The sequence below is a fragment of the Pseudomonas sp. JL3 genome (assembly GCF_031570575.1).
GTDB classification, from domain to species: Bacteria; Pseudomonadota; Gammaproteobacteria; order Pseudomonadales; family Pseudomonadaceae; genus Aquipseudomonas; species Aquipseudomonas cucumis.
In genome coordinates this window covers 131,056-150,811 of sequence record NZ_JAKWJK010000001.1, presented here as the reverse complement: position 1 = coordinate 150,811, position 19,756 = coordinate 131,056, and the positions used below count along the sequence as shown (strand labels likewise).

Genomic DNA, 19,756 nt, shown 5'->3' with positions numbered 1-19,756 from the left:
TGCTCTGATTTGTGCTACAGAGCGATCGTTTACAGACCTTGCTGCAACGCCGGATCATCCGGATTGAGCTGTTCCAGCTGTGCCAGCAATATCTGCACGTTCTGCAACTGTCCGCTTTCCTTCCAGTAATTGATCAGCAGCACGCGCGCCTTGCGATCGGCCGGGTGACGCTGGACGATTTCCTGCAGCTGGTTCTGCGCCGCTTCCAGCTCTTGCTCAGCATGCAGCGTGGTGGCCAGGTCGTAGCGGTAATCCTTGTTGTCCGGCTCAAGCTCCACGGCTTTGGACAGCCCGAGCAGGGCGAACTCACTTTGCCCGTGATGCAGCAACCAGAGCCCCAGCGCATGTTGCAGGTAGGCCGAGTCAGGCTGGGCCTTGAGCTGTTTCGCCAACAATTGCCTGGCGGCATCGCTTTGGCCCTGTTTATCAAGCACTTCGATCTGCATCACCAGCGCCGGCAAGTTGTCGGGCGCCAATTGTAACGAGCGCTCCAGGGCCTGCTGCGCGTCCTTCAGTTCGGCATTGTGCAAGTGCAAGCGCGCGAGTTGGTATTGGGTTTCGGCGCTTTCCGGCTGACGCTTGAGGCGTTGTTCCCAAGCATTGATCGCTTGCTCCAAAGGGCCGAAGTACAACCCCAGTTCATCCGGCGTCAGGCCCAACAAGGCGTTGACCGTCGCAAACCGCACGCTCGGATCGCCGTCATCGAGCAAAGGCCCCAGTAACAGGCTGCGCTGCCCACTGGGCACCAGCCCGCTGATGCTTTTGATCGCGGCGATGCGCACATCCGCCGAGGGATGTTGCAGGTCTGCATTCGCCAGTTTCAGGGCTTGCGGACTTGGGTAGTTGGGCAGTTCGGCATGCAGCCACACACGGCGCTTGGCCGACAGGTCAGGGCGCCCCAATTGCTGATAAAGCACTCGCGCCGCTCCCGGTTGACCCGCGCGAGCCTGAGCCAGCGCTTCGCTGTAGCCATGCTTGATCGCCGCCGGCACCACAGGCGTCGTGCTGCGCAGGAAAAACCAGGCGAGGGCGAGGGCAAGCAATACGCAGAGGCTGATGAGCAAGTAGCGGCGGGACTGAGGCATGCAGGAATCCGGGGGGTGGCAGGTTTTTGCAAAGCCATCAGCTTCGGTCAGGAGGGGCTGTGAGTCAAACCACGAGTGAGGATTTCGCGATTTGAGTCTTGGGGTAGCTGTTTATTCCTCATACCCCCAAATCCCTGGGGGAGAGCGGGCTTGCCCGCGATTGCGTCGGTACATCCAACATCCATGTGCCAGATAGGCCGCTATCGCGGGCAAGCCCGCTCCCACAGGAGATTGTGGTGTTTGCGCTATGGTGCGCAGCCAAAAAAAAGCCCCGCGACCGAATGAGACGCGGGGCAAAGAATTTGGTTGGTTGCGGCCAACCAAAGGAGCTCTTTAAAACCTTACTTGCTGGCGACCGTCTCTGGTTGCCAGCCGCCGCCGAGGGCTTTGTAGATGGCGACAATGCCGCGATACAAATCCACTTCGGCCTGGGCCTGGGTGTCTTCGGCTGCCAGGCGCTCGCGTTGAGCATCGAGCAGCACGAGGAAGTCCACGGTGCCTTCGCGGTAGCGAATGTCGGCGAGATCGGCAGCGGCGCGGCTTGATTCGCTTTGACGAATCAGCGAGATCAGGCGCTGCTGACGTTTACCGTAATCGCTGAAGGCGTTTTCCGACTCTTCCAGCGCCAGCAGTACTTGCTGCTCGTAGGTCGCCAGGGCGCCTTCGGCTTCAGCATCGGCACCGCGCAAACGGGCGCGCACGCTGCCCAGGTCGAACGCCGCCCAGGTAATGCTTGGGCCCAGTGCCCAGGCGTTGGCCGCCGAGGAACCGATCTGCGAACCGCGCCCGGCGGTGAAACCGAGGAAGCCGCTGAGGCTGACCCGTGGGAACAAATCAGCCTTGGCCACGCCGATACGGGCAGTGGCGGCCGCCAGTTGGCGTTCGGCGCTGCGGATGTCCGGACGCCGTTGCAGCAGTTCGCCCGGATCACCGATCGGCAGGGCCTTGGCGATCGCCGGCAGATCTTTTGGACTCAGGTCGACAGTCAGCTTGTCCGGACGCTCGCCCAGCAGGGTGGCGATACGGTTGCGCTGACGCACCTGTTCGGCCTGCAGTTGCGGCACGCTGGCTTCGACAGACGCCAGGCGCGCATCGGCGCGAACCACATCCAACTGATCGCCGACACCGGCATCACGCAGGCTTTCGGTGATCTTGCGCGATTCCTGCTGATTGTTCAGGTTGGCCAGGGCGATCTTTTCCCGCAGTTGTGCGCCGCGCAGTTGGCCATAGGCATCCACCAGTTCGGCAATCATGGTGACTTGCAGTTGGTAAAGATCGGCTTCGGCGGCCTGCTGTTCGGCGTCGCTGGATTCCAGGTTGCGCTGGATGCGACCGAACAAGTCCAGTTCCCAAGCCATGTCCAGGCCCAGGTCATAGCGTTCACTGCTGACGCGGTCGGTGGTCTGGCCGGGAATCTGCCCCTTGGCCAGATCACTGCTCGCGCGGCTGGTGATGGTCGGCATGGCGTCATTGCTGGCGTCATCGCGAATCGCCCGGGCCGCTTTCCAGCGGGCAAAAGCCACGCGCAGATCGCGGTTGCCTTGCAAGGATTGCGTCACCAACTGGTTGAGGGTCGGATCGTCGAACTGCTGCCACCAGATGCCTTCGAAGCGGGCGCGGTCGAAGTTCTTCTGACCGGCGCTGCCATCGGTGGCGGCCGTGATGTTGGCCGCCTCGGTGGTTGGGGTTTTGTAGTCCGGGCCGACGGCACAGGCACTCAGGGCCAGTACCAGAAGGCTCGGCAGGAAGGCTTTCAGGCTCATTGTTGCGCCTCCAGTGGCTTTTCCAATTTCAGCGCCTTGGCCGCTTTGCGCGCTTCACCGCGCTCCACAAAGTTGCGAATCAGGACGTAGAACACCGGCGTCAGCAACAGACCGAAGAAGGTCACCCCGAGCATCCCGGAGAACACCGCCACACCCATGGCATGACGCATTTCGGCACCGGCACCGCTGGAGAACACCAGAGGCACAACACCCATGATGAACGCGAAGGAGGTCATCAGGATCGGCCGCAGACGCAGACGGCAAGCTTCCAGCACCGCTGCCAGCGGGCCGAGTCCTTCTTCCTGTTTATCCTTGGCAAACTCGACGATCAGAATCGCGTTCTTGCACGCCAGGCCCACCAGTACGATCAAGCCGATCTGGGTGAAGATGTTGTTGTCGCCGCCCGAGGCAATCACCCCGGTAATCGCCGACAGCAGGGTCATCGGTACGATCAGGATCACCGCCAGTGGCAGGCTCCAGCTTTCGTACTGCGCCGCGAGCACCAGGAACGCCAGCAGTACGCAGAGAGGGAACACGAACAGCGCGGTGTTGCCGGACAGAATCTGCTGGTAGGTCAGGTCGGTCCACTCGTAGGTCATGCCGTTCGGAAGTTCATCCTTGAGCAGTTTCTCGATGGCTTTTTCGGCCTGGCCGGAGCTGTAGCCGGGGGCTGCCGCACCGTTGATTTCCGCGGTGATGAAGCCGTTGTAGTGCATTACACGATCTGGCCCCGAGGTATCGCTGACCTTGATGAAGGTCGCCAGCGGGATCATCTCGCCCCGGTTGTTACGCACTTTCAGCTGACCGATCTGGTCCGATTCGAGACGGAACTGCTGCTCAGCCTGAACGTTGACCTGATAGGTGCGACCGAAGCGGTTGAAGTCGTTGGCATACAGCGAACCCAGATAGATCTGCAGGGTGTCGAAGATGTCGCTGACGGCCACGCCGTGGGTCTTGGCTTTTTCCCGGTCGATGGCGGCATCGACCTGCGGCACGTTCACCGTGTAGCTGGTGAACAGGCCAGCCAGTTCCGGCACGCTCTGGCTTTTGGCAATGATGTTCATGGTTTCTTTGTACAGCTCGTCATAGCCCAGGTTGCCCCGGTCTTCGATCTGCAGGCGGAAACCGCCAATGGTCCCCAGGCCTTGTACCGGCGGCGGCGGGAAGATCGCCATGTAGGCTTCCTGAATCCCGGCGTACTGGCCGTTCAATGCACCGGCAATCGCACCGGCGGACATGCTCGGATCCTTGCGCTCGTCGAAAGGCTTCAGGGTGACGAACACGATGCCGGCGTTCGGGCTATTGGTGAAACCGTTGATCGACAGACCCGGGAAGGCCACCGCGCTTTCCACGCCAGGCTGTTTCAGGGCCAGGTCGGACATGCGCTTGATCACGTCTTCGGTACGGTCCAGGCTCGCGGCATCCGGCAGTTGCGCGAAGGCCACCAGGTATTGCTTGTCCTGGCCGGGTACGAAACCGGTCGGGGTATTGGAGAAGCCGAAGAACGTCAACACCATCAGGCCGGCGTACACCAGCAGGGCGATACCGCTGCTGCGGATAACCCGGCCCACGGTGCCGACATAACCATGGCTGGCCTTGTCAAAGAAGCGGTTGAACGGACGGAACAACCAGCCACCGAAGATCTTGTCCAGAACCTTGGAGAAACGGTCTTTAGGCGCGTCATGGCTCTTGAGCAACACGGCGGCCAGCGCCGGCGACAAGGTCAGCGAGTTGAAGGCCGAGATCACGGTCGAAATCGCAATCGTCAGGGCGAACTGTTTATAGAACTGCCCGGTCAACCCGGAGATGAACGCCGCCGGGATAAACACCGCACACAGCACCAGCGCTGTCGCAATGATCGGACCGGTCACTTCGCGCATCGCACGCTTGGTGGCCTCTACAGGGGTTAATCCGAGCCCGATGTTTCGCTCGACGTTTTCCACCACCACAATCGCATCGTCGACCACGATACCGATGGCCAATACCAGCCCGAACAGCGACAGGGCGTTCAGCGAGAAACCGAACAGGTGCATCACGGCAAACGTACCGATCAGCGAAACCGGCACCGCCACCAACGGAATGATCGAGGCGCGCCAGGTTTGCAGGAACAGGATTACCACGAGCACAACGAGGATCAGCGCTTCGAAGAGGGTATGAACCACCGCCTCGATGGAACCGCGCACGAAGATCGTCGGGTCATAAACGATGCTGAAGTCCATGCCTTGCGGGAAGTTCTTCTTCAGCTCGGCCATTTTCTCCCGAACGTCGTTGGAGATCTGGATCGCGTTGGAACCCGGGCGCTGGAAGATCGGGATCGCCACCGCCGGCTGGTTGTTCAGCAACGAGCGCAAGGCGTACTGGCTGGAGCCGAGTTCGACGCGAGCGATGTCTTTCAGGCGAGTGATTTCACCGTTCTCGCCGGAGCGAATGATGATGTTCTCGAACTCTTCCTCGGAAACCAGACGGCCTTGCGTGTTGACCGACAACTGGAATGCGGTGGCATTCGGCGCAGGCGGAGCGCCCAGGGCACCGGCCGCTACTTGACGGTTCTGTTCACGAATCGCGGTGACCACATCGGTGGCGGTCAGGTTACGCGAAGCAGTCTTGTTCGGATCGAGCCACACCCGCAGCGAGTAATCGCCCATGCCGAACAGCTGCACGTCACCGACACCGCCCAGACGCGCCAGCTCATCCTTGATGTTGAGCAAGGCGTAGTTGGACAGGTAAAGCATGTCGTAGCGTTTGTCCGGCGAGGTCAAGTGCACAACCATGGTCAGGTCGGGCGACGCCTTGTCGACGGTGATACCGATGCGCGTCACTTCCTCGGGAAGTTTGGGCTCGGTCCGGGTCACGCGGTTCTGAACCTGTACCTGCGCGTTATCCAGGTCAGTGCCCAGGGCGAAGGTGATGGTCAGGGTGATCTTGCCGTCAGCGGTGGACTGCGAGGACATGTACAGCATGTTCTCGACGCCGGTGATGGCTTGCTCCAAAGGAGCGGCCACGGTTTCACCGATGACTTTAGGGTTGGCGCCCGGGAAGTTGGCACGGACCACTACGGTCGGCGGCACGACTTCCGGGTATTCGCTGATCGGTAACTGGAACAGCGAGATGGCGCCGGCGATCAGGATCAGCAGCGACAGTACCGCTGCGAAGATCGGCCGTGAAATGAAGAATTGGGAAAAATTCATCGGAGTAATTGTCCCTTAACCGCGTGGAGTCGCAGCAGCCACTTTCACAACCGTACCCGGCGCGACCTTGGCGGGTGCGACTTGGGGCAAGTTGCTGGCTTCCAGCGCTTTTCGTTGTTGTGCGAGAGCTGCGAGGGTTTGTTCGCTGGCCATCGGAATCACTTCAGGCGTGACCGGTGAACCAGGGCGGACCCGTTGCAGGCCCTTGACGATGATGGTGTCGTCTTTGTTCAAGCCGCTGCGCACGATGCGCAGACCTTCGATCTTCGGACCCAGCTCGACAGGGCGGTAAGCCGTTTTGTTGTCGGCATCCATCACCAGCACGAACTTTTTACCCAGGTCGGTACCGACCGCTTCGTCGTTGATCAACACGGCGGAGTAGGTGCCGCTGCCCACCAGTTTCAGGCGTGCATACAGGCCTGGGGTATAGGTGCCGTCGCTGTTGTCGAACACCGCACGACCGCGGATGGTGCCAGTCTTCGGGTTGACCTGGTTGTCGACGAAGTTCATCTGGCCCTGGTGCGGGTTGCCGTCTTCATTGGACAGGCCCATGTAAACCGGGGTGGTGGCGCCGCGTTGCCCCTGACGGGCGAGCTGGGTGTACTTGAGGAACACACGCTCGTCGGCGTCGAAGTAGGCGTAGACCTTATCGGTGGAGACCACGGTGGTCAGCGCCGTGGTGTCGGCGGTCACCAGGTTGCCGGCGGTGATTTCCGCACGACTGACACGGCCGCTGATGGGCGCTGTGACGCGGGTGAAGCTCAGGTTCAGTTTGGCCAGGTCCAGTTGTGCCTGGAGGGCGCCGACGGCGGCGCGGGCTTCTTGAGCCGCGCTGGTGCGCGAGTCGGCGAGTTCGGCGGAAATCGCGTTGCTGGTGCGCAGACGTTCGCCGCGCTGGGATTCGTTTTCGCTGCGGGTGGCTGTGGCGCGAGCTTGCGCAACCAGGGCTTCGAGGCGGCGGACCTCAGCCTGGAATGGACGCGGGTCGATCTGGAACAACAGATCGCCTTTCTTGACCAGCGCGCCTTCGGTGAAGGCCACGTCATCGATCTGGCCGGAAACCCGTGGACGAATCTCTACCGTTTCCGGCGCTTCAAGGCGGCCGGTGAATTCGTCCCACTCGTTGACCGGTTGTTCCAGCACCTTGGCCACGCTGACCTTGGCCGCGGGCATGGTGGCGGCAGCGTCCGGGGTCTTGCCGCAGGCGCTCATCACCAGCACAGCCAACAGAGCCAAGGGGAAGCGCAAATGTTTGAGTGATTGTTCCATGGATGCATCCGCCAATGTATTGAGATGGACGGATGATGCTTGGCGGGGTGGTATGGCACGAATCGAATGAAGCGAAGGTAACTATCATTCGGAATGATATAAGCTCAAAGCGAGCCCTCTAGCATGCACCTTCCGTTAGTGGGCTATCAAATGAAATGATGACAATTCAGTGTTGCGGGGAGTGTAAGGGATTTCGCGGGCTCGGCAGCTTGCCCGCACCGCGGGCGACGACTGGCACCTTCCGATCCTGGACCTGATCGATGTGGTGCGGCCATTTCCTGAATGTTCAGGACTAAAGTTCGCGTACTTTACCCACAAAAGGCCTGATGACAGCAGAACCGACTATCCTTTCGGATAGTGAACGCTGCACTCTTGGCAAAAAGGGACGCCATGCCAGACTATGATCGCGCTATCAGTTCCAGACCCGGCATCACATGCGGTGATCGAACCTGTCTGATCAGGCCCTGCTTACTCAGGCCCTGGCTACTCTGGATGGCTTCAATTACGGTTTTCTGTCTTTTCACGGCAACTCCCGGATACGCTGTCGAAAACACCACGGTTACGGTGATTCAAGCGCAGGAAATCGTTTCCAGGGCCACCCTTGAAGCCGTTCGCTGGAGCGGCCCTGAATCTGGCCCGCGAGCCCTGCGGGGCAAGAGCATCGCCCTTGTCGCAGAAGATTTGCGTAACGGAGGCATCGTGGGTGTCGCGCAGGGCGTTCGTGAGGCCGCCAAGGCGATGGGCTGGACGCTGAAGATATTCGATGGCGCCGGATCATCGGCCGGGCGCGCAAAGGCCTTTTCCGATGCCCTCGCAGCGAAACCCGACGGCCTCATTCTGTGCGGCTCCGATGCCCTTGAGAACAATGCGGCGCTGATCCTCTTCGCCAACAGGGATGTGCCGGTGGTTGGCTGGCACGCCGGGGCACGCCCCGGGCCGATTGACGGCACGCCGGTGGCCATGAACGTCACGACCGACCCGCTCGAAGTGGCTCGCCTCACGGCCATGGCGGCAGTGGCACAGTCAAACGGACGCGCCGGCGTGGTCATACTGACCGACTCCAAGTACAGCATCGCCATGGCGAAAGCCAAGGCCATGGAAAACGTCATTCGGGCCTGTCGGGAATGTACGTTGCTGGAAGTGCGCGATGTCGCGATCTCCGAAAGTGGTGAGAAGATGCCGGCGATCACCGAGGAGCTGCTTCAGCGCTATGGCAAGCGCTGGACCCATACGCTGGCCATCAACGATATCTATTTCGACTACTCGATTGCCTCATTGACCAGCGCCGCAATACCCAGTGACGGCATCAGTCTGTTGTCTGCCGGTGATGGCAGCGCTTCGGCTTTCTTGCGCATACAGGCAAAAACCTACCAGACCGTTACCGTGGCCGAGCCGCTCAACCTGCATGGCTGGCAAGTGATGGATGAATTGAACCGGCTGTTTGCAGGTCAGCCGGTGAGCGGCTTCGTAGCGCCGATTCACTTGGTCAATGCCGACAATATTGCCTTCGACGGCGGGAAGAAACTCCAGTACGACCCTGACAATGGCTATCGAGACATCTATCGCCACCAATGGAACCCCTGACATTGGACGTTACTTCCCGGCTCGGACGCCGGCTATTGCCGCAATCGCTACGCGCACAGTTCACACTGGCGTTTCTGACGCTGGCACTGCTGATCCTGGCGGGTGGTGCTACTGCGGTCTATGCATTGCGCACGTCAAACAGCGCCACCCGCCAGCTGACGGATGAACGACTGGTCCGCATGCAAGATGGGCAAGACATGCTGCAGCGGACCTTGCTGATCGAACGCCAGACCGATCAGCTTCTGACAACCCGCTCGCCTGACACCCTGCGTTCAAGCTATGCGGCGACCGTCCAACAGCTTGAAGCCCTTGATCAACTGGTGCAGCAGTTGACTGCCGCGAACAGTGGTGTGGCGATACTCGACATGCATCAGTCGAGTCAAATGTTTCGCAATACCGCCAACATCGTTGCGCAGCTGCGAGAAAGCCTGCTGCAAACCGAGGTCACCTTCGAGCAAACCCTGGAGGATCACACCGCCCGGTTAACCGCGACCCAGACCCGGGCCAGCCTGGAACTGGCGGTGTTACTTTTCGATCTGCCGCAGGCTATTGACAGTGATGCCGTGCAACGGCTGCGGGTCCGATATGAGCGCCTGTCACACACCGCAGGCAAGTTACCCGACGCTGATGTGCCGACACCCGATCTCTTCTCTTTGCGCCTGAGGCTCATCAATCAGTACAACGTCATACAGCGCTTCAATGAGGAACTGAAGAATGAGGCCGGGGTTCTGGTCGCGGTGGCCCGTGAGCAATCCAGTGTTTACACCGAAGACTATCGCGAAGCCGTGCAGCGCCTGGTCGAGGCGTCAAATCGTAGCCAGCAATGGGTGCTGATCATGTTGGGCGCAAGCCTGGTGTTCGCCTGGTTTGTGACCCGGGTCTTCATGGGCCGTCATGTGCTCGTGCGCCTGAATGAAATAAGCCGGCAATTGCGTCAGGAACACACTGACAAAACGCATTTGATGATGGCCGAACATGGGAAGGACGAGATCGGCAACATGGCTCGCGCGGTGAATCAATTCCTCAAGGACCGACTTCAGCTGGAAAAAAGAACGGTCCAATTGAGTATCGCCACAGAGCGGCTCGCCGTGCAAAACAGCCGATTAGAGCAAGAAGCCATCGTCCGTGCCGGACAAGGTCATGTCCTGGAGCTGATCGCCAGAAGCACTGAGCTTGCAGAGGTCCTCGAGAGCCTGGCTCACCTGGTCGAGTCCCAACTGGAGGGGATGATGGTGTCCATCCTGGTGCTGGATGAGGATGGCAAGCACCTGCTGCACGGGGCTGCCCCCAGTTTGCCGACGGCCTATAACCAGCTCATTGACGGGACTGCGATCGGCCCGAGTGTCGGTTCATGCGGCACCGCGGTGTATCGACGAGAGCCGGTCATCGTCACGGATATCGAGCTGGATCCGCTGTGGGAGGAGTACCGATCAGCCGCTGCGTCCTATGGATTTCGCGCCTGCTGGTCGACGCCGATTCTGTCCCATGAGCGAAAGGTATTGGGTACGTTCGCCTTGTATTCCAACACCGTACGCAGCCCCAGCTCGACCGAGACGCGACTGATCGACATGGCGACACCTCTTGCCGGCATTGCGATAGAACGCCAGCTGACCGAAAAGCGCATTCGCTATATGGGCGACCATGATGCACTGACCGGGCTGCCGAATCGCACACTGCTCGAAGACCGTCTCAAGCAGGCAATGCTTTATGCTCAGCGCTACAGCCGGCTGGTGACGGTGGTGTTTCTCGATCTGGACAAATTCAAACTGGTGAATGACAGCCTTGGACACAGTGCTGGAGACGAACTGCTGAAAACCGTCGCCCAGCGCATGCAGGAGTGTGTACGCCGCACCGACACCGTTGTGCGACTGGGTGGCGACGAGTTTGTGATCATCCTGTTCGACCAGCCCTCAGACATCGACGGTGTTACGCCAGCCCTGCATAAAATCCAGGAGGCCATCCTGCGGCCGATTCAGCTCAGCGGACATACACTCCACGTCACCTGCAGCATGGGGTTGGCCACTTACCCAGCCGACGGCAGCGATACCGACACGTTGCTCAGCAATGCGGATGCCGCCATGTACCGGGCCAAGGAGCTGGGTCGCAACAGTTACCAGTTCTATACGAGCGAGATGAATAACAAGGATCAGGGCAAGCTCGCCATGCAAGACGGGCTTCGAAACGCACTCAACCATGACGAGTTCCTGCTGCTGTACCAGCCACAGGTGGATTTGCAGTCAGGTCAGATTATCGGCGTAGAGGCACTGATTCGCTGGCAGCATCCCGAGCTCGGCATGGTGTCTCCAATCAAATTCATTCCCCAGGCCGAAGAGACCGGGTTGATCGTGCCCATCGGCGACTGGGTGATTCATACCGCGTGCAGACAGAACAAGGCCTGGCAGGATGCGGGCTGGCCGCCGATCACCATGTCGGTGAATATTTCAGCACGCCAGTTCATCGAAAGGGACCTGATCGACCGGGTGAGGCATGCCTTGCAAGAAACCGGGCTGGAGCCGATGTACCTTGAGCTGGAGCTGACCGAAAGTCTGATCATGCAAGACCTTCAGCAAGCCATCAGCAAAATGAAGGAACTGCAATCAATGGGGATCAGTCTGTCGATCGACGACTTCGGCACCGGTTACTCCAGCCTCGCAGCATTGAAAAGCTTCCCGATCGCGAGACTCAAGATCGACCAGTCTTTCGTGCGCGATCTGCCCGACAACGAGAACGACAAAGCCATCGCCACCGCAGTGATTTCGTTGGGGCACAAACTGAACCTCAAGGTCATTGCCGAAGGTGTCGAAACCGAAGAGCAGCAAACTTTCCTGCGTGAAAACGGCTGCGATGAAATGCAGGGCCACTTTTTCAGCCGCGCGGTCAGTGCAGAGGAAATCAGTCTGTTACTGCGTACGCCCCGGTTGCCTCAACCGAGCCGCATGGCGATCCCTGACTCGCTAATGCGAAAACGCGTTGTAAAACGCCCAAGCAGTCCAGTACCCGGGCGCTAATGACTCCGCGTACGGTAAAACGCTCGGCGTGCCTTATGTCAGGCTATCGGGGTCCCCGAAGAACATTTTGACTACGCTCTAGAGCAACATTTTCAGGCAGAAAAATTTCAAATATGCCCCCAATGTTGCCCCCACTTGAACCGGGTGTGCGAGCGATCGCGACTGGCGATTTCTTACATAGACCAAGATGGATTCGGATGGCTTTCAGTGTACCTTCATCTCAGATTGGACTGTTTGGCATCGATCGTCGGTTGGTGAAGGCAGAGGGAGTGGCGCGTTTGAGCACTGCTTTTCGGGGTACACCTGAAATGATGTTCACTGATAGCATGTGGCCATTGAATAATCAGCGCTGATTTTCACATTCAATTTGGTGAACGCAATGGTCGATGCTACAGGGAAGTACTTAGACGTATATCAAAGCTGGCAGCAACACCTCTTTAACTTCAACCTGGCAGTCCGGGATACCAATACGCCGGGCTTGCGTAAGCCTCAGCTTGCCGCCCTATACGCTTCATTGGGCCACTTGGTTATGTCTCCGGCCACGACCGCAACGATCGTGATGCCAACGGGTACCGGCAAGACCGATACCATGCTTGGTCTGCTTATCGCAGGGCGGTTGGCAAGGACATTGGTGCTCGTCCCCTCAGATGCCTTGCGTTCCCAACTTGTCGAAAAATGCCTCGGGCTGAAAAAACTTCGGGAGATCGGTGCTGTTTCTGCCACAGCACTTAACCCTGTGGTGAGGGCGATCGGCTCAGGAATGTCGGCTGAAGATGTACAACAGCTTGCCGAGGCGAATGTAATTGTCGCTACCCCGCAAGCATTGCAGCGATTCGACACAGAGTCCCTCCAAGCCTTGGCTGAGCTCTGCAGCCACCTGATCATCGATGAAACCCATCATGTGGCCGCCATGACATGGGGGCGGGTGAAAACCGCGTTTAAAGAGAAGCCATGCCTGCAGTTCACTGCTACGCCTTTCAGGGAGGACAATCAGCCCCTTGAAGGCAAGATTATCTACAACTACCCGTTGAAGGATGCGCAGATCGATGGCTACTTCAAGTCGATCGAATTTCACCCCGTGCGCGAATACAACCTCGAGTTGGCTGACCAAGTGGTTGCTGATAAGGCGGTAGAGTTGTTGCGAGGCGATCGAGAGCAAGGCTTTAACCACCTATTGATGGTACGCGCACGATCGCAAAAACGTGCTGAAGCCCTGTTTGAGCTCTACAAAAAGCATGAAGACCTCTCACCCATTCTCATCCACAGCAAGGTGCCGAATCGGGTCAAGCTGCTGGGTGAAATTGTCGAGAAGAAATACAAGATCATCGTCTGTGTGGACATGCTGGGCGAAGGCTTCGACCTGCCAGAGCTGAAAATCGCGGCTATTCACGACCAGCATCGCAGTCCGGCAGTCACGCTACAGTTCATCGGTCGGCTAACCCGGGTTGATGACACGCTAGGCGACGCCAAATTCGTCTCAAACATTGCCAACCAGAAAGTCGATTACCAGATGGCAGTGCTTTACAAGGAAAGTGCCGACTGGAGCGCCGTGATTCGAGACGTGAGTCAAGACAAGATCGCTCGCGAAATCGAAAAAGAGACGTTCACTGAACAGTTCCCGGATGATGCCGACTCCGAGGATATCTTCGGGTTGAACCCCAATCCCAAGATCAGTGCGATCGCCTACCATGTGGAGCGCGACCAGTGGCGGCCAGAGAAAGCGAATCACTTCTCGCAGAAGAAAGAACCGCTGCAGTTCCTTTCCATCAACGACGATTCAGACACCATCATCATGGTGACGCGACGAGAAACACCTGTCGGATGGGCTCAGACCTCGGCGATTGTGGACACGAACTGGATTCTGTACCTGGCTTACTACCACGCACCCGACAAGACGCTATTCATTCACTCCTCCGGTGATGAATCGCAAGCGACGCGTTTTTTGAATTTGATTGCAAAGGATGCCAGGCGAATCAACGGTGAGCCTACGTTCCGAACCCTGCACGACATCAAGCTCATGAAGCTGCAGAACGTGGGGCTGTCCAGGACACGCAAGGATCTGAGATTCACGATGCACGTCGGGCGGGACATCAATACCGTCATCAGTGAAATCGAGAACGGCACGGCGAAAAAGTCCAACATCTTCGCAACCGGCTATGAAGATGGACAGCGCACCACCGTTGGCTGCTCTCACAAAGGGAAGATCTGGGAGATGAACTCTTCCAGCATCATTTACTGGATTGAGTGGTGCAAACGTGCCTCACAGAAACTCAACGATGCCTCGATCAACCCTTCTGAAGTGCTCAAGGATGTGATTCGCTCGGAGAAGATCGAAGGGGCCTGGCCAACGGGACTTTTCTATGCTGATTGGCCGGAGTCCATTGCGATCGAAAACGAGCAGAAAATTTCGCTAGCGTTCAACGGTGAGATTTTCAACCTGCTTGATGTCGAGTTTGGCAAACCTCGGCGAAGCGATGAGCTGACACTAGAAGTGCCTCTCATCGCCATTGCAGTAGATGGCACGGAGCGTCAACTGCCTGACATCACGATACGGTTACTGAACGATAGCTACAAGTGCTCCTGCCCTGGGGTCAAGATCATTTTCGCCGAAGAGAGCTCGTTCGAGCAGTACCTGGATGCGAACCCTTTGGTCCTGCTAGCCGTAGACGGTTCGATGGTCGAGGGCAATTACCGGTTCTACACACCCAATAGCTTGGACTTGAAGCTTCCTATAGCGCTGATTGAGGCTTGGGACTGGGGGACCACCCAGATCCACAGCGAGTCCATGAGGGCAACTCGTAACATGGACACCGTCCAAGGGTTCACCTATAGCCGTATTGAGGACGACTATGCATTCATTTTCAACGATGATGGCGCTGGTGAGATTGCGGATCTGGTGGCAATCAAAGAGAGCAAGGACGCAATCTTTGTCGACCTTTACCACTGCAAGTATTGCCCCCAAAAAGATGGCGAGACTCGACCTGGCGCTCGTGTGAACGATGTCTACGAGGTCTGCGGCCAGGCATCACGATCAGTGAAGTGGCTGCACACCGAGGAAAAATTCTTCAATCGATTGATGGGTCGCTACCAGCAATCGCTGCCGAAAGGGTTCGACAGAATCCTCAAGGGTGACCCAATAGATTTGGAGCTGCTTCGCAACAAGTGCCACGACCACAAGATGATTTTCAGATTCGTGATCGTACAACCCGCCATTTCAGCAGCGAAAATCTCTGCTGATCAGCTTGCTGTCCTCGGCACCAGTTACTCCTATATTAAGAACGTGTCCGGTTCAGATGTCCGGGTCGTAACCAGTGCGTAACACGAAGGTGGACTCATAACTCTCCGAGACTGAACACTTAGTGTGGTGCTTCAGAAAAACCACTGAAACATCGCTGACGCACCGCCCCATCGTTTACAAGCTGGGGTTTATGGAGCGCTTACGATCTGCGAGTCTTCCGATCCGGTCTCAATCACAACGCGATTTGCATCAACGGTCGTGATACGGAAACGGGCGCTACGCGACGGTGTTTGCAGTTCCTTGCCTTGCAGGCGGCTGATCAATGCCCAGAGAGTGTTGTCGACTTGAATGATGTGCTGCATGGGATAATTCCTTCGTTGCTGAACGGACGCTAGCTTTAACCTGAAGCGACTTATGGAATCTTGATACCCAACGCATTCAGCGATGGCGTATCCATCCGGCCATTCACGGTCAGCCCACTGTCCATCTGAAAGGCCATCAACGCACCACGTGTCGCCTTGCCCATCACCCCATCAATGGTGCCTTGGTAATACTGGCGCACCATCAGCGCGGTCTGCACACGGGTGACCAGGTTGCTTTTCTGCTCATTGGTCGCGCGGCTCTTTGAAGTGCTCGAACTTGTCCCGCTGGTAGTGCCAGACGACTGATAAAGGCTGTTGCTGCTTGAGGTGCTGCTCGAAGCACTCGGCGCGCTGTAGCTTCGGGTACTGGTAGCGGGTGGGCTGTAGTAGCGAGGTGCGCTATAGCCACCCGAGCCGCTGTAGTGAGAACTGTGCGAGCTGTGGGACCGGTGTGAACTGTGCGAGCGATGTGCCGCATAGATGTTGACGGTGTCTGGCGCATTGAGCGTATCGGCAAATACTGGGGGCTGTAGCTTGTCGTTGGGTTGCCAGTTCGCATCGGCGAGCGACAGATGGCCCGCCTGTGCCAGGGTGGTACCTGCCATTGGCAGCAAGCTGATCCCACTGATCAGGACTTTCCAGCGGTCGAGCAATTTCACTGTGCACTCCTTGCATAGGCGCTAAAGGCCTCGGTCGATAGTAGTTGTACGCCGCGGCTCTGCCAGCGGTCGGTGTGGGATTTGAAGAAGCCAGAGCAATGTTTGACGGCAGCGCATTGCTGGCAGGTATCGATGAACAGGTTCTTCCAGTCCGAGATGCTCTGGCGGGCGAAACGCGAGAGGTGGGCGGGGATCAGGCACAGGGGCAAGTTGTAGATCGAAACCGGCACTCCGCGGTTGAACAGGAAATACACGGCCTGGCTCAACGACTCCTGATAGTCCAGCGGGTCAATCCACAGTTCTTCGTAGTTCTTCCTGGCCAGGCCGGTACTTTCGATACCCATCAGCGCAACATGCCGCACGAAGGGCAGGTTCCTGAACACGTAGTGGGCGAGCTCTGGCAAGCGTGGCGTGGTCAGGCGATTGAGCACCACGCGTATCTCGATGATCTGGTTGGCGCGCGCCAGGTTGTAAAGACCTTGCAGGGTTTCGCTGAACGCTCCTGGAGCCTGCACCACATGGTCATGGTCTTCGGCATTGTCGGCATACAGCGGGATGCCCCAGCTCAACTGAGGGTGGCCGATGGCAGAGAGCGCTGCGATCCAGCTCGGGTCTTGGAACAGACGCCCGTTGCTGAGCACATGAATGGATTTCTGCGGCAAAACGGCTTTGCACTTGGCCAGGATTTCGAGCAGGCCGTCGCGATAAAGCGTGGGTTCTCCGCCGCTGATTCCCAGATTTTCCTCGCCCGGGTCCATCAGGTCGATCAGCCGTAGGTTCTCCTCGATGTGCCAACGGTCATCGATATCTTTGGGCGGCTGCGAGCACATCAGGCAGAGGCTGTTGCAACGATCGGTCATGAACAGCAGGTTGCTGTCTGAGCCTCGTCGATAGAGCACTTGCACCAACGCGTTGCCTGGTGTGATGGCAATGACATCGCCGGGCTGCACGACATCCGCATCTTTGGGGGTGTGCAGGTGTGGCCGCGTGCTGTCTAAGTCGCCGATCAATGGCTCCGGGATCAGGAATCCACCCACTGGTAATGAGAGCAGATGCGGGCTCCGTAGCCGTTCTTCGTTTGGCAGCCAAAGCAGCAGGTCACCGAACTCAGCGCTTCCGGCACAAACAGCCAGGCCTTGTTCGATGAACTCATCCAGAGTGATGACCTTGAGCAGTTTCGGCTCATTCAGGTGATGGATTTCGAAGTGGGTATCTTTGCGCAGCATCGCCATCAGCCCCTGTAACCCGGGAACCGGACATCGTTGTAAGAGCGCCTGTTCAACCAAGACAGCAGCACCCTCTGCACGTCGTCGTCGCCATCGCAAAGCAGGCCGAAAATATGCTTCAGCAGCCCCATGTTCTTCTTGCAGAAGCTGCTGAACACTCGGTGTCCGATCGGGTCAGCTTGGCGGGCATAGTGTTCGACGGGGTCAGCACCACAGTACGGGACAAGTGCGCAGTCGGAGCAGCCCGGCAGCGCCTCTGCTACACCACTGGCGAGCAACGCACTCATAACGGGCGATGCGAGTAATTCAGACAAGGGTTGCTGCACGGTGCCGAGCCTCAAGCCGTCTTCACCCATCTCCAGCAACATTCGGGCTTCGTCCGAGGGATAGACGTAACCGTCATAGTTGTAAACCAGCGCCGCAGTGCCTGCGCCAGCAGGGGAGCGCAGGTCTACATAGCCGGAGGAGAAGGGTGTCAGGATATTCTTCAGCAACAGGCTCGTATAACTCTCTGAGAGGTATACGCCCTGTTGGTTGATATGCAGCAAATAGGCCAGTGCCTTCTTGTAGAAGGCCAGGTATCGCTCAATAGGGTAATCAAGTCGATGGGCACTCTTGGTGGCAAACCCATAAGGGCTTAGAGGCCGAAGCGAGATGCTGGAGAAGCCCTGGCTTACATACTCATCGATGATCGCTTCAGGTTGTTCGAGGCTTCTTGAAGTCAGCGTGGTCAGCGCGGAAACTGCATCATGGCCAAGGCGCTCACGGACCCACTGGATGCCTTTTACAGTGCGTTCGTAGGAGTCTCGTGACGGGGTAGGGCGGTTGGCATTGTGCAAGGGCGCCGGTCCATCGAGCGAGGTCGAAAACTGGATGCGATTTTGTTCTGCGAAGTCGAGTATTTCCTCCGTCAGGTGGTGCAGCGTGGTGGTAATGACGAACTGGATATCCCGTTGTTCGACCACGTTCCGTTCAACGACCCATTCGACAATCTGGCGGACGCGCTCGAAGGCCAGAAGCGGCTCGCCACCCTGAAACTCCACAGTCAGAGCGGGAGCGTTCGATTCGAACAGGCGATCGACCGCCGCCCGTGCATCCGCTTCCGACAGGTCGTGGCCGGATCCTCCCAGAGGGGCCCGCGACACCTGGCAGTACTGGCAGGTGTGGTTGCAGCGCAATGTAACCACGAACAAGTGAAGTGCAGGGCCCTGGAAGAGGAAGTCCTTGCGGCTGCGATACTGCGCGGCCATTTCCGGGAGCGGGTCGTGGCGGCCTGGTTCGTAGATGAAGTGACGGGCCAGCAGGTCCTTGTAAAAAGGCGTACTTGCTTGAACGTCGAAGTAACTGAGGGCTCGTAATTGCGCGTCGTTCACGTGCATGTACTCACCGGTATCGGAGGTGAGCAGGATGTCACGGTCATGCCCCGTGTTCATGCGCATGAATCGAAAAGGCAGCAAGCGGTAGTGCTTGGCGTCTGTCGCTATCAGTGTCACTGCGAAACCCCACATCCAGCGAGCGCAGCTCGGGCCAGGATTTCACGTAACCCTGCTGTTTCGCGGTTGATATGGTCGCGTAGGGCGAAGTCGTTCAGATGCTGAAAGATCAGCGAGTGAGCCTGCGTCGGGGAAAGCGTTAGCTTTGCTTCAGCGGGGTGGGCCGTGAGGCTTATCTGATTGGCTTCAATACCGACCTGGATCGTGACAGTGTCGGCCAGGGAATAAGCGGCGCGTTGCACCACGCTGAGCGGGTAGGCTGCGCTGTCGAGCTTCAGCGTGACTGGCCATGTCATCGGAACCGCTCCTTCAAATCCGTTAGGAACGTGTGGATATTGATGGTTTCTGAGGCATTGTGCCATCATAATTTTTTATATTTGCACGCATCTATCCAGCTGATGGCGGAGAATCAGTCAAATGTTCATCGGCTGCATGTACACCGTTCCGCTGCGGTATAGCGACTCGCAGAGAGTCCGGTCGGAGCTACCCTCATCAATAGCCTGCTTGGCCTTAGGCTGGGGGCATCCTTTTCAAACCATCCAAAGCATGCCCTCAGATGTGCCCCCAATGTAGCAATCCACTGGAAGTGGATGGAGCTCCATGGTTTGTGGAAAGTCAAAAATGATCAGATAAACAGCCTGTCCGACGACGCCTAAAGACTCTCAGGGTCGCCAAAAAACATTTTGACTACGCTCTAGAACAACATTTTCAGGCAGAAAAATTTCAAATATGCCCCCAATGTTGCCCCCGCTTGAACCGGGTGTGCGAGCGATCGCGACTGGCGATTTCTGACAGAGATCAAGTTGGATTCGGATGGCTCTCAGTGTACCTCCATATTAGATTGGATTGTTTGGCCTCGATCGTCGGTTGATGAAGGCGGA

The 19,756-nt window shown here is 57.8% G+C and carries 12 protein-coding genes; 3 read left to right on the top strand and 9 right to left on the bottom strand.

The window, feature by feature from the left end:
* Nucleotides 1–29: 29 nt before the first annotated feature.
* The 4 genes from MMG91_RS00600 to mexE all read right to left on the bottom strand — a co-directional run bounded on the left by MMG91_RS00600 (nt 30) and on the right by mexE (nt 7,305).
* Entirely contained in the window at nt 30–1,085 is a 1,056-nt protein-coding gene (locus tag MMG91_RS00600) for a tetratricopeptide repeat protein (protein WP_310658382.1), read from the bottom strand.
* Between the two features lie 341 nt (nt 1,086–1,426).
* Nucleotides 1,427–2,848, bottom strand: a complete 1,422-nt coding sequence (locus tag MMG91_RS00595; RefSeq protein WP_123496923.1) for an efflux transporter outer membrane subunit — start codon at nt 2,846–2,848, stop codon at nt 1,427–1,429.
* Entirely contained in the window at nt 2,845–6,036 is a 3,192-nt protein-coding gene (locus tag MMG91_RS00590; protein ID WP_305506739.1) for an efflux RND transporter permease subunit, read from the bottom strand. Before MMG91_RS00590 ends, MMG91_RS00595 begins: the two co-directional genes overlap by 4 nt.
* Nucleotides 6,037–6,051: 15 nt before the next feature.
* Complete coding sequence (mexE, locus tag MMG91_RS00585) at nt 6,052–7,305, bottom strand: multidrug efflux RND transporter periplasmic adaptor subunit MexE (RefSeq protein WP_310658381.1); 1,254 nt, start codon at nt 7,303–7,305, stop codon at nt 6,052–6,054.
* 564 nt (nt 7,306–7,869) lie between these two features.
* On the opposite strand from mexE, the gene MMG91_RS00580 reads away from it, so the two are divergent.
* The 3 genes from MMG91_RS00580 to MMG91_RS00570 all read left to right on the top strand — a co-directional run bounded on the left by MMG91_RS00580 (nt 7,870) and on the right by MMG91_RS00570 (nt 15,216).
* Complete coding sequence (locus MMG91_RS00580) at nt 7,870–8,889, top strand: substrate-binding domain-containing protein (RefSeq protein WP_305449792.1); 1,020 nt, start codon at nt 7,870–7,872, stop codon at nt 8,887–8,889.
* Nucleotides 8,877–11,897, top strand: a complete 3,021-nt coding sequence (locus tag MMG91_RS00575; protein ID WP_310658380.1) for an EAL domain-containing protein — start codon at nt 8,877–8,879, stop codon at nt 11,895–11,897. The genes MMG91_RS00580 and MMG91_RS00575 overlap by 13 nt, the downstream gene beginning before the upstream one ends.
* A 379-nt stretch (nt 11,898–12,276) precedes the next feature.
* Nucleotides 12,277–15,216 carry a DEAD/DEAH box helicase family protein gene (locus tag MMG91_RS00570; protein ID WP_310658379.1) on the top strand — a complete coding sequence of 980 codons (2,940 nt, stop codon included), beginning with the start codon at nt 12,277–12,279 and terminating at the stop codon, nt 15,214–15,216.
* Nucleotides 15,217–15,323: 107 nt separating this feature from the next.
* On the opposite strand, the gene MMG91_RS00565 is transcribed toward MMG91_RS00570, so the two are convergent.
* From MMG91_RS00565 to hxsD, 5 genes are read right to left on the bottom strand one after another with little or no spacing between them, the layout of a single operon-like run.
* Nucleotides 15,324–15,497, bottom strand: a complete 174-nt coding sequence (locus MMG91_RS00565) for a hypothetical protein (protein WP_310658378.1) — start codon at nt 15,495–15,497, stop codon at nt 15,324–15,326.
* 50 nt (nt 15,498–15,547) lie between these two features.
* Nucleotides 15,548–16,156, bottom strand: coding sequence for a His-Xaa-Ser repeat protein HxsA (gene hxsA, locus MMG91_RS00560; protein WP_003256908.1), 609 nt, complete (start codon nt 16,154–16,156; stop codon nt 15,548–15,550).
* The gene (gene hxsC, locus MMG91_RS00555; protein WP_310658377.1) at nt 16,153–17,388 is read right to left on the bottom strand and encodes a His-Xaa-Ser system radical SAM maturase HxsC; all 1,236 of its coding nucleotides are present in this window, start codon (nt 17,386–17,388) and stop codon (nt 16,153–16,155) included. Before hxsC ends, hxsA begins: the two co-directional genes overlap by 4 nt.
* Nucleotides 17,388–18,875, bottom strand: coding sequence for a His-Xaa-Ser system radical SAM maturase HxsB (hxsB, locus tag MMG91_RS00550; protein ID WP_310658376.1), 1,488 nt, complete (start codon nt 18,873–18,875; stop codon nt 17,388–17,390). The genes hxsC and hxsB overlap by 1 nt, the downstream gene beginning before the upstream one ends.
* The gene (gene hxsD, locus MMG91_RS00545; protein ID WP_214918101.1) at nt 18,872–19,171 is read right to left on the bottom strand and encodes a His-Xaa-Ser system protein HxsD; all 300 of its coding nucleotides are present in this window, start codon (nt 19,169–19,171) and stop codon (nt 18,872–18,874) included. Before hxsD ends, hxsB begins: the two co-directional genes overlap by 4 nt.
* Nucleotides 19,172–19,756: the final 585 nt, after the last annotated feature.